Origin of the sequence: Caballeronia sp. INML3B (assembly GCF_023631305.1) — a bacterium.
Taxonomy (GTDB): Bacteria; Pseudomonadota; Gammaproteobacteria; order Burkholderiales; family Burkholderiaceae; genus Caballeronia; species Caballeronia turbans.
Genome location: NZ_JALQDI010000015.1, coordinates 213,234 through 226,461 on the forward strand (window position 1 = coordinate 213,234; position 13,228 = coordinate 226,461).

Consider the following 13,228-nt stretch of genomic DNA (forward strand, 5'->3'; position numbering starts at 1 on the left):
AACTGCTCTCGAATATATATGTTCGGTACTTTTAAGCGGCGACCTTCGCCGACTCCATCAGCTTGATGAAGCGGTCGAACAGATACGCGATGTCGTGCGGGCCGGGCGACGCTTCCGGGTGGCCCTGGAAACAGAACGCGGGCTTATCCGTGAGCGCGAAACCTTGCAGCGTGCCGTCGAAGAGCGAGACGTGCGTGACCTTCGCGTTGGCGGGCAACGTCGAGGCATCGACTGCGAAGCCGTGGTTCTGCGACGTGATGACGACGCGGCCGTCTTCCATGTCCTTCACCGGATGGTTCGCGCCGTGATGGCCCGTCTTCATCTTCATGGTCTTCGCGCCGACGGCGAGGCCCATGATCTGATGGCCGAGGCAGATGCCGAAGGTCGGAATGCCGCGCTCGATGAACTCGCGCGTGGCGCGGATCGCGTAGTCGCACGGTTCCGGGTCGCCCGGGCCGTTCGACAGGAAGATGCCGTCCGGATTGAGCGCGAGCGCGTCGGCGGCGCTCGATTGCGCCGGCAGCACGGTCACGTGGCAACCGCGCTCGGCAAGCATGCGCAGGATATTGAACTTCACGCCGTAGTCGAATGCGACAACGCGGAATTTAGGCGCTTCCTGCTTGCCGTAGCCGCTGCCGAGCCGCCATTCGGTCTGCGTCCACTCGTAGTTCTTTTCCGTCGACACGACCTTTGCGAGGTCCATGCCCGCAAGACCCGGGAACGAGCGCGCGAGGCCGAGCGCCTTCGCTTCGTCATCGGTGCCGGCGAGAATGCAGCCGTTTTGCGCGCCCTTCTCGCGCAAGATGCGCGTGAGCTTGCGCGTGTCGATGCCCGCGATCGCGACGACGCCCTGGGCCTTCAGATAGTCGGAGAGACTTTGCTCGGAACGGAAGTTCGATGCGAGCACCGGCAGATCACGAATGATGAGGCCGGCGGCATGGACTTTGGTGGCTTCGACATCTTCGGCGTTCACGCCGTAGTTGCCGATGTGCGGATAGGTCAGCGTGACGATCTGGCGGGCATAGCTCGGATCGGTCAGGATTTCCTGATAACCGGTGATGGCGGTGTTGAACACCACTTCGCCGATCGTCGAACCGGGCGCGCCGATCGATTGACCACGAAAGACCGTGCCGTCGGCAAGTGCGAGGAGTGCGGGGGAAAATGACGGCAACACGGGAAGCTCCTTGGGGAACACCCTGTTACCGACCTGTCTGTCCGAAATTCAGGCTTGGCCTCCCGTCGCTCGAAGAACGAGGGGTTTCCTTCGCAGTGAAAGCGGCGGCTCGCGGGGCGCGCATCGTGGCTCGAACCGGCACGCTTGCGCGTGGCAACGAAGGATTCAAGCAGGCGATCGGCGGCGTGCGGCGCGCAGTTCGTGCGCAGCGAACGACGGTGAATGGGAGGTAGGCGCTAGGGTGCGGGTTGATATGCTCAAACCTTCGAATTATAGCGCGAAAAGGTCACATTCGCCAGATTTGAGAAATGTCCGCTTGCCGGCTACTTTGTTCGCGCGCCGATCAGCGCGCCGCGCGTTCGACCTTCTGCACCGTGCGGCTTGGGAAAACGTACCAGACCGCGCTCGCGACCTGCAGCCCGATCAGCACGATCCAGACCGTCAAGTGCGCCGACGCGGGATAGCGCCCTCCATCGGAGGGCCAGAACGAAAGCATCGCGCCGACGCCCACCTGAAAACCGAAGATCAACAGAAAAATCACGAGCGTCAGCGTCGTGTGCGCGCGTCCGATCATGTGCGACGGGAAATACTCCGCGGCGACCGCGTAGCTCAGAATACCCGTGCCGCCGAAAATCCCGTATGCGGCAATCAGCACGGACGGCGCTACCGGCACGCGCAGCACCATCAGCAGTTGCGTGGCGACGAACAGCATCATGCCGGCGCCGCAGAACGCATACACCGACACGCCGCGCCGTTCCATCCCGCGCGCCGCCGCGCCGAAGCCGACGCAGCCGAACATCATCGCAAAGCCGAGTATCGAAACGAGCGCTGCCGCGTGTGCCGGGGCGAGGCCCATTACATCGAGCAAATAGGGGCGAATCCATAGCGATTGCATCGCATAAAAAACGCCCTGCGTGACAACGGAAAACGACGCGATCTTCCAGAACACGCCGCTTTTCAGGATGAGCCACGTGCCCTTGAACTGGGTGACGACGTCCGCCTGGTGATGCGGATCGGCCTCCGCCTTGCGTGGCGCGAAAAGGACGATCGCGGCAGCGACGACGAGCGTGAACATGCCCAGTCCCACGCACACCTGCCGCCAGCTCGCGACCTGCAAGAGCGCGGCGAGCGGCGAGCCCACGACGACACCGCCCAGCCCGCCGACGGCCATCGTGAATCCGTTGATGAGCGGCAGGCGCGCAAGCGCGAAATGCTGCGCCGACGCCTTGAAGGCCGCGCTCAGGCACACCGACACGCCAATGCCTATCAGCAATCGGCCGATCATCAGCCCCGCAAGCCCCCGGGATGCGCCGAACACCCAGATGCCGGCCGCCGCGAAGACCAGCATGCTGGCCGTCACGCGACGCGGTCCGAAATGATCGAGCAGCACGCCGACGGGAATCTGCGCCAGCGCGAAGCCGATGAAATACAGCGAAGTCAGCAGACCCAGATCGGCCGCGGACAGGCCGAGGTCGTGCGTGATCAGCGGCGCGAAGCCGAGATTGACGCCGCGGAACACGTACGAGACGAAGTAACCGGCGGCGAACAGGAAGAAAACACGAAGGTGAGCGGTGGGCGACATGTGAAACGGGCGCTTCATTGATTCTTTTTGGATCGCCAGTTTAACGGGGTCGTCAAACGAAAACGCCGTCACCTTGGTGACGGCGTGGGATAGCGCTTCGTAGAAACGCCGGCTTTATTTCTTTTTGCTGGTCTTCGCCGGCGCGGCCGGCTTCACGGCCTTGGCCGTGGCGGCATGCTTTGCTGCGTGCGATGTCGTCGAAGCCGACACTTTCGTCACCTTCCCCGCCGAATGCGCGGCTGACTTCCCGCCGCGCGAAGACTTCGTTTCCGGCACGCGCGTGCCGATCTTCGACACGCCGCCCGACGAACGGCTAGACGCCGCCACCGTCTCCACGCGCGCCGGACCCGGCTCGGCCGGCACCGCACGGCCGTACGGCACGTGCAGGACGACGACCTGGCCCGGCATGAACACATCACCGTGCGTGCGGTTCCATGCGCGCACCTGCGCCGGCGACACGTCATAGCGGTCCGCCAGCGTGTTGACGGCCTGCTTGCGGCGCACACGGATCACGAGTCTGCGCGTGTCGGGGACGTCGCGCTCGATCGCGAGCATCGCGTTCGCGGCGACGTCGGCGCTGATGTCTTCGTCGTCGTCGTCCGTGCGTGGCACGACGATCGTCGAGCCGGGCTTCAGACGCATGCCCGCCGGAATGCGGTTGACGGACATCAGCGTGTCCGCGTCCACACCGATCTTCTCGGCGATCGCCGCCGGGCGCGACCGCTCGGTCACCGTATAGGTGGTCCATGACGACAGCGCGCCCGAATACGACGACAGATTGCGCTGGAACGAAGCCGCGTTGTCGAATGGCAGCAGGATCTGCGGATTGGTCGCGCCGAGTATCACCGGTTTCGAGAACGACGGATTCAGCGAACGGAATTCTTCCACGCTCATGCCGGCGAGCTTCGCGGCCATCGTCACGTCGATATCGCGCGCGGTCGTGACCGTCACGAAATACGGGTGATTCGGGATGTCCGGCAGCGTGAGACCGTACGTCTGCGGATTGCTCACGATGTTCTTCACGGCCTGCAGCTTGGGCACGTAGTTACGCGTCTCGTTGGGCATGCGCAGGCTTTCGTAGTCGGTCGGCAAGCCCGCCGCCTCGTTGCGCGCGATCGCGCGCTGCACGTTGCCCTCACCCCAGTTGTACGCGGCGAGGGCAAGATGCCAGTCGCCGAACATGTCATGCAGACGCGAGAGATAGTCGAGCGCGGCGCTCGTCGAGGCGAGCACGTCGCGGCGCTCGTCCTGCCACATGTTCTGCTTGAGGTTGTAGTCGCGGCCGGTGCCCGGCATGAACTGCCACATGCCCGCGGCCTTCGCCACCGACAGCGCCTGCGGGCTGTAAGCCGACTCGATGAACGGCAGGAGCGCCAGTTCGGTCGGCATGTGGCGCTGCTCCAGTTCCTCGACGATGTGATACAGGTACTTCTGCGAGCGCGTCGTCATGCGCTCGACGTAATCCGGGCGCTGCGCGTACCAGTTGACCTGCATGTCGACGAGATCGCTTTGCAGATCGGGAATCTGGAAGCCGCCGCGAATGCGGTTCCACAGATCGGACGATCCCGCGAGCGAAGTCACGGGCGTCTTGTCGACGTTGATGGTCTCTTTGGCTGCTGCAGTGCGGCGAATGGCGTCGGCGACTTGTTGCTGCTGTTGCTGCGAAGCGGTGGAGTTGACTGGAAGTGATAAAGGATCTGACGCTGTAGGTCCCTGGCTCGCGCACGCGGCGAGCATCAGGACGGACAGCGCGCTAAGGGTTAGTCGCATGGAACGTCTCTGCTTCCACAAAATGATGCTTGGAAATTTGGAGCCGATAGTACGGAACAGCACTTAAGACGTCAATAAGAATGCGCGCAAAACCCCTGCAAAATCCTGCATCTAACGGCGATTCCAACGTTTCGGTTGAAGTTAGCCCCAAAAGCTTCGGGTTAGCGGAACTTATCTTTCCAGCCGCGCATCATTCGGAACGCTTCGAGCCGGTCCGAAACTGGTGTGCCGAACTGTAAAGTAAGTGTCGCGCGGATCGCCGGAACGTCAGCGCGCAGGAACGGATTCACCGCTTTTTCGTGGCCGATGGTGGTCGGTAGTGTCGGTTTGCCGGCGGCGCGCAGCGCCTGTGCGTCGTCGCTCCAGCGCAGCAGCGCGGTGTTGTCCGGCTCGCATGCGCGCGCGAATCTGATGTTCGAGAGCGTGTATTCATGTGCGCAGTGAACCTGAGTGTGCTCCGGCAACGCTGCGAGCGCGTCGAGCGAGCTCAGCATCTGTTGCGGCGTGCCTTCGAAAAGACGGCCGCAGCCGCTTGCGAACAGGGTGTCGCCGCAAAAGAGGTGCGGCGTGCCGCTCTGGTCGCCGGGCTGGAAGTAAGCGATGTGACCGGCCGTATGGCCCGGCACGTCGATGACTGCGAGTTCGAGCGCCGGATGCGCGATGCGCACCGTATCGCCGCCCGTGACGCGCTGGGTCAGATGCTCGATACGCTCGCCGGCCGGGCCGTAGACAGGGATGCCACCCTCTGCCGATCGTCTATCGAGGAGCGCTTTCACGCCGCCGACGTGGTCCTGATGATGGTGCGTGAGTAAAATAGCGGTCAGTCGCCAACCGCGCCTGGCGAGATACGCCTCGACGGGCGCAGCGTCACCGGGGTCGACCACGACCGCATCGCGCGAGTCCGACACGAGCCAGATGTAGTTGTCCTCGAACGCCGGAACCGGCACGTATTCGAGTGCATCCTGTACAGGTAGATTCTTGGCAAGCGAATTCATGGCGATCTTTTATGCGGCAATTCGAACATGTCTGACCGACCGATTATAGACTGGGCCACCTGGACGAGCTCGGCGCCCGGACGCTACGTGCTCGAATGGGAGCAGGCGCAGCTCGATCACGTGGTGTCCGACATTTTCGGCTATCACGCGCTGCAGCTCGGCATGCCGCATCTCGACGCACTACGCGAGAATCGCATGACCGGCCGTGCGCTCGTACTCGACGCCGAAAGCGCATCGAGCGCGCCCTACACGCCGCCGCGCGCCACGACGCCCGGTGTGAGCGCGCTACCGGCCGCGAGCGCGCCAGATGGCCGCAGCACTGTGTGGTGCGATCTGCTCGACCTGCCCTTCGAAGCACAAAGCGTCGATCTGCTCGTACTGCCCCACACGCTCGAGTTCTCGCCGGACCCGCACCGGCTGTTGCGCGAAGCCGAACGTGTGCTCGTGCCCGAAGGGCAGTTGATCATCCTCGGCTTCAATTCGCTGAGCCTGTGGGGCGCGCGGCAATCGCTCGGCAAGGTGGCGGGGCGGCCGTTCGTGCCGGCGGCACACGAGATGATCGCGTTCACGCGCATCAAGGACTGGATCAAACTACTCGGGTTCGACCTTGAACGCGGGCGCTTCGGCTGCTATCGTCCGCCGCTCGTCACGGACAAGTGGCTGCAACGCTATCAATTCATGGAAGCTGCCGGCGACCGCTGGTGGCCCATTTTCGGCGCGGCGTACATGATCACGGCGGTGAAACGCGTGCGCGGCATGCGTGTCATCGGTCCGCGCAAGCTGAAAAAGACCGCGCTCGCGTCCGGCCTCGCGCCGGTCGCGGCTCCGCATACGCGCAACGAGACCCGCAACGAGCATTGATGACTCAAGAATCCGCATCGAACAAGGTAATCGACATCTACACGGACGGCGCCTGCAAGGGCAATCCCGGGCCCGGCGGCTGGGGCGCCCTCCTCCGCTTCGGCTCGCTGGAAAAGGAACTGTTCGGCGGAGAGGCCGCGACCACGAACAACCGCATGGAACTGATGGCCGTGATCTCCGCACTCGAGGCGCTGAAGCGCCCGTGTCACGCGATCATCCATACCGATTCGCAATATGTGCAAAAAGGCATCAGCGAATGGATCCACGGCTGGAAGAAAAAGAACTGGATGACCGCCGCGAAGACGCCCGTCAAGAACGCCGATCTCTGGAAGCGGCTCGACGACCTCGTCGCGCAGCATGAAATCGAATGGCGCTGGGTCAAGGGCCACGCCGGTCATCCCGAGAACGAACGCGCCGATGCGCTCGCCAATCGCGGCGTGACCTCGCTCGCGGACAGCTAATCAAATTACACGTCATCTATGCGCCAATTAATACTGGATACCGAAACCACCGGCCTGAACGCGAGGACCGGCGACCGAATCATCGAAATCGGCTGCGTGGAACTGATCAACCGCCGGCTCACCGGCAACAACCTGCACCTCTACGTGAACCCCGAGCGCGACAGCGATCCCGGCGCGCTCGCGGTCCATGGCCTCACCACCGAGTTCCTGAGCGACAAGCCGAAGTTCGCCGAGATCGCCGCTCAACTGCGCGACTTCATCGCGGACGCGGAGCTGATCATCCATAACGCGCCCTTCGACGTCGGCTTTCTCGACATGGAGTTCTCGCTGCTCGGATTGCCGAAGGTGTCAGAGACATGTGCCGGTGTGATCGACTCGCTCGCGCAGGCCAAGCAGATGTTCCCCGGCAAGCGCAATTCGCTCGATGCGCTGTGCGACCGCTTCGGCATCAGCAACGCGCATCGCACGCTGCACGGCGCGCTCCTCGACTCGGAATTGCTCGCAGAAGTCTATCTTGCGATGACGCGTGGCCAGGAAAGCCTCGTCATCGACATGCTCGGCGATCAGCCCGCGTCGGGCTCGGTTTCCACATCGCGCATCGCGCTCGACGATCTCGACTTGCCGGTCATCATTGCGAGCGAGGCCGAGCTCGCCGCGCACGAAGCCGTGCTGACCGATCTCGACAAAGCGATCAAAGGCGCGAGCGTATGGCGCACGGAATCGGCACCGGCTGAAAGCGATGTCGTTCCTGCATAAATTTTTTCGAATTTAGCTTAAGAGCCTCTTTACGAAACAAGAAACGCCTGACATAATCTCGTCTCTCTTCGGGTGGTTAGCTCAGCGGTAGAGCACTGCCTTCACACGGCAGGGGTCACTGGTTCGATCCCAGTACTACCCACCAGGATTCTGGTGTTGGTAAAGACAAGCACCGAAGAACAAAAGGCCCAAGTCTCACGACTTGGGCCTTTTTCATTTCCGTCACCCGAAGGCGGTTGCTAAGACGTTACGACGCCCACACGCCACGCGCCATCCCGCTTGCGGCGATCACCATGACCATCACGAGTCCCGCTTCAAGATCGCTCATCCACGCAAAACGCCGCGCGCGCGTCAGGTCGATCGTCCCGCCCTGCGCGAGCGCGATGCGCCAGCGAATCAGCGCAAGCATCGGCGAGACTTCGATCAACAGAATCACGACGAGCGCCGTCATCTTCAAATGAAAAAGCGGTTCGTGCAGATAGTAGGCGCCCCCTTTTTCGAATCCGCCGAACGCGCGCGTCACGCCCGTCACGATCAGCACGATCGCGGTGACGCCCCACACCGAGTCCGAGCGGAACACGTCACGCAGGCGCAACTCGTTCGCCTGGATGGACTGCGTGGCGTCGAGACGCCGCAGCGCGCGGGCCCGCGCGAGCACCGAGCCGAGCGCGAACCCGAAAGCAAGAAGATGAATTGCGGCCAGCAACCAACGTATCAGCATCCTTTCCTCCCTGACGAGACAGGAACGACGTGTACGGCATTTTCGGCTTGCGAAGTCGAACCGACTCAGCCCTGACGCAGGGTCGCATCGAGCGCCCGCGCCGCGCTGCGATCGCTTTCGCTGGCGAGCGGCGCGCGGAACACGGTGGTGCGATTGTGCCCGGCTGCGGCGGGCGAGTCCCACAATAGTTCGATTTTCGGCCGACGCGCGAACACGCCGCGCCGCACTTCGCCGCTTGCGCGAATCGCGGGGCCGGCGGGCTCGGTGGCCGGTGTGAGCATCGTCGTGGATGGCGATGCGTCCGACGACGGCGCCGGCCATTTCACCGACAGTTCGCGCGCATCGTATTGGCCGAGCTTTCGGCTTTCCGCCCAGACGACAGCGGTCCGCGTGACCGGATCGAGCGAGATCGCATAGCGGCCGATCGCGAAACGCCGCGCTGCGATGTTCGTGCGCCAGAGCGCGCGCGGCCGGCAGATCCACATGATGACCGCATAAAGCGCCGGGCCGACGACGAGCCAGCCGTTGGTCTCGGCGAGCGCTTGTGTGAAGCGCCGCCATCCTGAACTCCAGACGAACGCGCCGACGGAAAACATCGCAAAGCCGAAAGCCAGCAGCGCGATGAAGCGCAACGCCTGCCGCAGCCACTGCGGCAGCGGATGCAGCGGACGTTCCGTGCGCGCCTTCGCGCCCGGCAGCACGATCAGGAGAAAGATCAGGACGAGGTTCACGCATGCCCACGGCGAGGACGTCATCGCGCGCAGCGAGGACAGGTAGCCCATCTGCGACATCGAGAACGCCCAACGCGCCGCGAGCACCAGTCCGATCGCACGCAATGCGAACACGGTGCCGGCGCCCGGTGCCGGGCTCGCGCTGATTTGCTTGGGTCTCGCCAAAAGAACACTCCTGTCCACGATCGATGCATACTGCTCCGCGCATCGCGAAGCCCGGTCATTATAGGGAGATTACGGATGTCGTCAGAGGTTTGACAGCCCTTGCGCGGCGTAGCGCCCGAAAGGCGGACCTAAGTGTGCTATTACGACAACGCCCCGCGTGCCTTGAGGCACGCGGGGCGTTGTTTTGTTGCCGATGCCGCGCGAAGCGGCAAGACTTGCTCAGCTCGCGTTGACTTCGCGCAGAACGGTGCGGCGCTTCTGGCGCAGCAATTCTTCATAAACGTTGACGTAGTTCTGCGCCATCACCTTCGACGAGAAACGCGCTTCGAATGCGCCACGAACCTTCTCGCGCGACAGCGTGTCGAGCCGCTTCACGGCGGCGATCGCCGAGAGTTCGTCTTCGACGACGAAGCCCGACACACCGTTTTCGATCACTTCCGGCACCGAGCCGCGGTTGAACGCAATTACCGGCGTGCCGCAGGCCATCGCTTCGATCATCACGAGGCCGAAGGGCTCCGGCCAGTCGATCGGGAACAGCAGCGCGTGCGCATTGCCGAGGAACTCCGTCTTCTCGGCTTCGCTGATTTCACCGATGTACTCGACGTGCGGCAGCGCGAAGAGCGGCTTGATCTCTTCTTCGTAGTACGCGCGGTCGGCCTTGTCGAGCTTCGCGGCGATCTTGATCTTCATGCCCGCAGCTTGCGCGATGCGGATCGCGCGGTCGACCCGCTTCTCCGGCGAGATGCGGCCGAGGAACGCGAGGTAGCCGGGCTTCACGTTCGGAATCGGCTTCAGCAGGTTTTCCGGCAGACCGTGATACACCGTGGAGAGCCAGTGCGCCTGCGGCAGCGGCTGACGCTGGTTGTCCGAGATCGAGATAACCGGCACGTCATTGAACGTGTTGAAGATCGGCTGCAGTTCGGGCAGGTCGAGACGGCCGTGCATCGTCGTCAGGAACGGCACCGGCTGGCGCGCGAACAGCGAGAACGGGTAGTAGTCGATGTGGAAGTGCAGCACGTCGAACTCGTCGGCGCGGCGGCGGACTTCTTCGAGCAAAAGCATGTGCGGCGCCATCGTGTCGCGGATGGTCGGATCGAGGCGCAGCGCCTGCGGCCAGAACGCTTCGAGTTTCGCGGAGGTCTGCGAATCGCCGCTCGCGAAGAGCGTCACATCGTGTCCGGCATCCACGAGTGCCTCGGTCAGATAAGACACCACGCGTTCCGTGCCGCCGTACAGCTTCGGCGGAACAGCCTCGTGGAGGGGCGCGATTTGAGCGATTCGCATGTCGTGAAACTCCTAATGAAAGATCAGGCAAGTACTGCTGTCATGTTGACGTTGGAGAGCGAATCGCTCGGCTCGGGCGAAGCTCTCCGCGGCGCGGGGCCGCGGCGCTATGGCTGGTGCTCGAGTGAAAAAGCGGGGTCGCTGGTCACCGGTTTGGCGCGCAGGCGTTCGGTCCAAGCAATTGGGGTTCCATATCTCGAAAATCGCCGCGCGCCAGCAAATAACGCACGTCCGCTCCGGCGGTTGACGGGAACTTGCAAAAACCTGTCGAAGGCCTAAGGGCAAACCCGAACCGGATTATGGAGCCTTTTACAGCGTGCGCCGGCAGTCATTTCAACTTATTTACCTTGTTACACGAGGGATACACTTTGCAAACCCCTGTTTATTAAGGTTGTTCTACATTGGAGCACGGGTTGAACGATGCCCGGCGGCGTGCGCGCGTAACAGCGGCTGGGCACCCGGCGGGGGCTTGCATCAGCGACTCGATGTCTGGCGCGACACGTGCTTTTCCACCGCTGCCGAACGTAACCCGTGACTGCCCGCCCCGCCCGGCGAGCGTTTCATCGCAAAAAGCTGCGCAATGTGCTTACAATGCGCGCCCATGCGCCAGCCGCGCGCCCGCCGGCCATCACGACGCGGCGCAGGACCATTTTTCGCCGCGGGCGATGTTCGGATGGCCACATAGGCCGGACGTCATGTGCCCGAAGACGCGTTGCCCTCCGCGATACTGGATACAATTCGTGATGGAGACGGCGCAGCGTCGCCTCGCTTGACGTCAGTCGCGCCGGATCGGGCGACGAATTGCATGCCGGTTGCCGCAGACGACACCGCACATGGCACTGCCCTATGGCGCAACATACGCTCAACCGCTCTACGACCAAAAAAGACCATTGGACCAACTCACCGTCTCCCAGCGTAACGCGCACAACGCGAAGCTCGCGAGCTACGCGCATCGGCCGCTCGCGTTCCTGTTGCGCTACATCCGCCGGCATCCCGTCGCGCATTCCATCGTGCTTTTCAGCGTCTTCGCCGCGGTGGGCTGCGCCCTCGCCTCGCAGTACGCGATCAAGCATCTGATCGATGTCCTCGGACAAGGCCGCGGGCATCCCGGGCCGCTGTGGGGCGCGTTCATGATCCTCGTCGGGCTGATCGCCGCCGACAACCTGCTGTGGCGGGTCGGCGGCTGGGTCGGCGCGCACGTGTTCGTGATCGTCACCGGCGACTTGCGCAAGGATCTCTTCTCGTATCTGTCCGGCCACTCGCCGACGTATTTTTCCGAAAAGCAGCCGGGCATGCTCGCGAGCCGGATCACCGCCACGTCGAACGCGATCTACACCTCCGAGAACGTGATGGCGTGGAACGTCCTGCCGCCGTGTATCGCGGTGCTGGGCGCGATCGTAATGATCGTCTCGGTCAATCCGCTGATGGCCGCCGGCCTGATGACCGCATCGCTGGTCCTCGCGCTGATCCTCTACCGGCTTGCGAAGCGCGGCTCGGCAAGGCATCACAGTTTCGCGTCGAAGGCGGCGTCGGTCGATGGCGAGCTCGTCGACGTGATCGGCAACATGGCGCTCGTGCGCGCGTTCGGCATGACCTTTCGCGAGCAGAAGCGCTTCGGCTCAACGGTGAAGGCCGAAATGGTCGCGCGCCAGCAGAGCCTGCTGTACCTCGAAAAACTGCGCCTCTTCCACGCGGTCGTGACGGCGATTCTCTCCGCCGGCCTGCTCGGCTGGGCGCTTTGGCTGTGGTCGCAGGGCCGCGCGACTTCGGGCGATATCGTGCTCGTCAGTTCGCTCGGCTTCACGATTCTGCATGGCACGCGCGATCTCGCCGTGGCGCTCGTCGATGTCACACAGCACGTCGCACGTCTTGCCGAAGCCGTCCAGACGCTGCTCGAGCCGCACGGCATGCCGGATCGCTCGGATGCAACCGAACTCGTGCCGCAAGGGGGGCGCGTCGATTTCGAAAGCGTCACGTTCGCGTATCCGCGCCGCCGCCCGATTCTCGACAACTTCCATCTGCATATCGAGCCGGGCCAGCGCGTCGGGCTGATCGGCAAGTCGGGCGCGGGCAAGTCGACCGTGCTCGCGCTGCTGCAGCGCTTCTACGAGCCGCAGAAAGGCAGCATCAAGATCGACGGCCAGGATATCGGCGCGATCACGCAGGACAGCCTGCGCCACGCGATCGCGCTCGTGCCGCAGGATATTTCGCTGTTTCACCGCACCGTGTTCGAAAACATCGCTTACGGCCGTCCGGATGCGAGCCGCGAGGAAGTGCTCGCCGCCGCGCGCGAGGCGCGCTGCACGGACTTCATCGAAGCGATGCCGGAAGGTTTCGACACGATCGTCGGCGACCGCGGCGTGAAATTGTCGGGCGGCCAGCGCCAGCGCATCGCGATCGCACGCGCGATCCTGAAAAACGCGCCCATTCTCCTGCTCGACGAAGCGACCTCCGCACTCGACAGCGCATCGGAGGAAGCGATTCAGCAGGCACTCGACCGTCTGATGGTCGGCCGCACGGTGATTGCGATTGCGCACCGCCTGTCGACGCTGCAGAACTTCGATCGCATCATCGTGATGAGCGCGGGCAAGGTCATCGACGACGGTTCGCCCCAGGAATTGCGCGACCGTCCGGGGCTGTATCGCGAGTTGCTCGCGAAGCAGCACGGCAAGGTGCCGTCGATCGTGGCAACGCCGCACAAGCAGCCGGCCTGATCGCTCCGCCAGTC

Annotated in this window: 11 protein-coding genes and 1 tRNA gene; 5 read left to right on the forward strand and 7 right to left on the reverse strand. The window is 63.4% G+C overall.

Annotated elements, in window-relative coordinates:
* Positions 1 to 31: 31 nt before the first annotated feature.
* The 4 genes from carA to gloB all read right to left on the reverse strand — a co-directional run bounded on the left by carA (position 32) and on the right by gloB (position 5,521).
* Positions 32 to 1,174, reverse strand: coding sequence for a glutamine-hydrolyzing carbamoyl-phosphate synthase small subunit (gene carA / locus NCS58_RS10095; protein WP_061121004.1), 1,143 nt, complete (start codon positions 1,172 to 1,174; stop codon positions 32 to 34).
* Between the two features lie 343 nt (positions 1,175 to 1,517).
* Complete coding sequence (locus NCS58_RS10100; protein ID WP_250538364.1) at positions 1,518 to 2,756, reverse strand: nitrate/nitrite transporter; 1,239 nt, start codon at positions 2,754 to 2,756, stop codon at positions 1,518 to 1,520.
* A gap of 114 nt (positions 2,757 to 2,870) precedes the next feature.
* Positions 2,871 to 4,526, reverse strand: coding sequence for a transglycosylase SLT domain-containing protein (locus NCS58_RS10105; protein ID WP_250476869.1), 1,656 nt, complete (start codon positions 4,524 to 4,526; stop codon positions 2,871 to 2,873).
* 161 nt (positions 4,527 to 4,687) lie between these two features.
* Positions 4,688 to 5,521 carry a hydroxyacylglutathione hydrolase gene (gene gloB / locus NCS58_RS10110; RefSeq protein WP_250538366.1) on the reverse strand — a complete coding sequence of 278 codons (834 nt, stop codon included), beginning with the start codon at positions 5,519 to 5,521 and terminating at the stop codon, positions 4,688 to 4,690.
* A 27-nt stretch (positions 5,522 to 5,548) separates the two neighbouring features.
* Between gloB and NCS58_RS10115 the strand changes: the two genes are divergently transcribed.
* From NCS58_RS10115 to NCS58_RS10130, 4 genes are all read left to right on the forward strand, one after another.
* Positions 5,549 to 6,382: a class I SAM-dependent methyltransferase gene (locus NCS58_RS10115; RefSeq protein WP_250538368.1), complete on the forward strand. Its 834-nt coding sequence runs from the start codon at positions 5,549 to 5,551 to the stop codon at positions 6,380 to 6,382.
* Complete coding sequence (gene rnhA / locus NCS58_RS10120; RefSeq protein ID WP_061120984.1) at positions 6,382 to 6,843, forward strand: ribonuclease HI; 462 nt, start codon at positions 6,382 to 6,384, stop codon at positions 6,841 to 6,843. The genes NCS58_RS10115 and rnhA overlap by 1 nt, the downstream gene beginning before the upstream one ends.
* 18 nt (positions 6,844 to 6,861) lie before the next feature.
* Positions 6,862 to 7,599: a DNA polymerase III subunit epsilon gene (gene dnaQ / locus NCS58_RS10125; RefSeq protein ID WP_250538370.1), complete on the forward strand. Its 738-nt coding sequence runs from the start codon at positions 6,862 to 6,864 to the stop codon at positions 7,597 to 7,599.
* Between the two features lie 70 nt (positions 7,600 to 7,669).
* A tRNA-Val gene (locus tag NCS58_RS10130) sits at positions 7,670 to 7,744 on the forward strand.
* 102 nt (positions 7,745 to 7,846) lie between these two features.
* Here the strand turns inward: NCS58_RS10130 and NCS58_RS10135 are convergent.
* The 3 genes from NCS58_RS10135 to NCS58_RS10145 form a co-directional block, all read right to left on the reverse strand.
* A complete protein-coding gene (locus NCS58_RS10135; protein ID WP_061120986.1) occupies positions 7,847 to 8,320 on the reverse strand; it encodes a DUF2214 family protein in 474 nt (157 codons plus the stop codon).
* A gap of 65 nt (positions 8,321 to 8,385) precedes the next feature.
* Positions 8,386 to 9,216, reverse strand: coding sequence for a hypothetical protein (locus NCS58_RS10140; RefSeq protein ID WP_061120987.1), 831 nt, complete (start codon positions 9,214 to 9,216; stop codon positions 8,386 to 8,388).
* Positions 9,217 to 9,435: 219 nt separating this feature from the next.
* Positions 9,436 to 10,500 carry a glycosyltransferase family 4 protein gene (locus NCS58_RS10145; RefSeq protein ID WP_061120988.1) on the reverse strand — a complete coding sequence of 355 codons (1,065 nt, stop codon included), beginning with the start codon at positions 10,498 to 10,500 and terminating at the stop codon, positions 9,436 to 9,438.
* Positions 10,501 to 11,333: 833 nt separating this feature from the next.
* Between NCS58_RS10145 and NCS58_RS10150 the strand changes: the two genes are divergently transcribed.
* Complete coding sequence (locus NCS58_RS10150; protein ID WP_250538371.1) at positions 11,334 to 13,214, forward strand: ABC transporter ATP-binding protein; 1,881 nt, start codon at positions 11,334 to 11,336, stop codon at positions 13,212 to 13,214.
* Positions 13,215 to 13,228 lie beyond the last annotated feature (14 nt).

Excerpts from the sequence above, each read along its gene's own strand:
- NCS58_RS10150 (WP_250538371.1), top strand. The coding sequence starts at position 11,334 with ATGGCACTGCCCTATGGCGCAACATACGCTCAACCGCTCTACGACCAA.
- NCS58_RS10145 (WP_061120988.1), bottom strand. The coding sequence starts at position 10,500 with ATGCGAATCGCTCAAATCGCGCCCCTCCACGAGGCTGTTCCGCCGAAG.
- rnhA (WP_061120984.1), top strand. The coding sequence starts at position 6,382 with ATGACTCAAGAATCCGCATCGAACAAGGTAATCGACATCTACACGGAC.
- NCS58_RS10115 (WP_250538368.1), top strand. The coding sequence starts at position 5,549 with ATGTCTGACCGACCGATTATAGACTGGGCCACCTGGACGAGCTCGGCG.
- gloB (WP_250538366.1), bottom strand. The coding sequence starts at position 5,521 with ATGAATTCGCTTGCCAAGAATCTACCTGTACAGGATGCACTCGAATAC.
- NCS58_RS10105 (WP_250476869.1), bottom strand. The coding sequence starts at position 4,526 with ATGCGACTAACCCTTAGCGCGCTGTCCGTCCTGATGCTCGCCGCGTGC.
- dnaQ (WP_250538370.1), top strand. The coding sequence starts at position 6,862 with ATGCGCCAATTAATACTGGATACCGAAACCACCGGCCTGAACGCGAGG.
- NCS58_RS10135 (WP_061120986.1), bottom strand. The coding sequence starts at position 8,320 with ATGCTGATACGTTGGTTGCTGGCCGCAATTCATCTTCTTGCTTTCGGG.
- NCS58_RS10100 (WP_250538364.1), bottom strand. The coding sequence starts at position 2,756 with ATGTCGCCCACCGCTCACCTTCGTGTTTTCTTCCTGTTCGCCGCCGGT.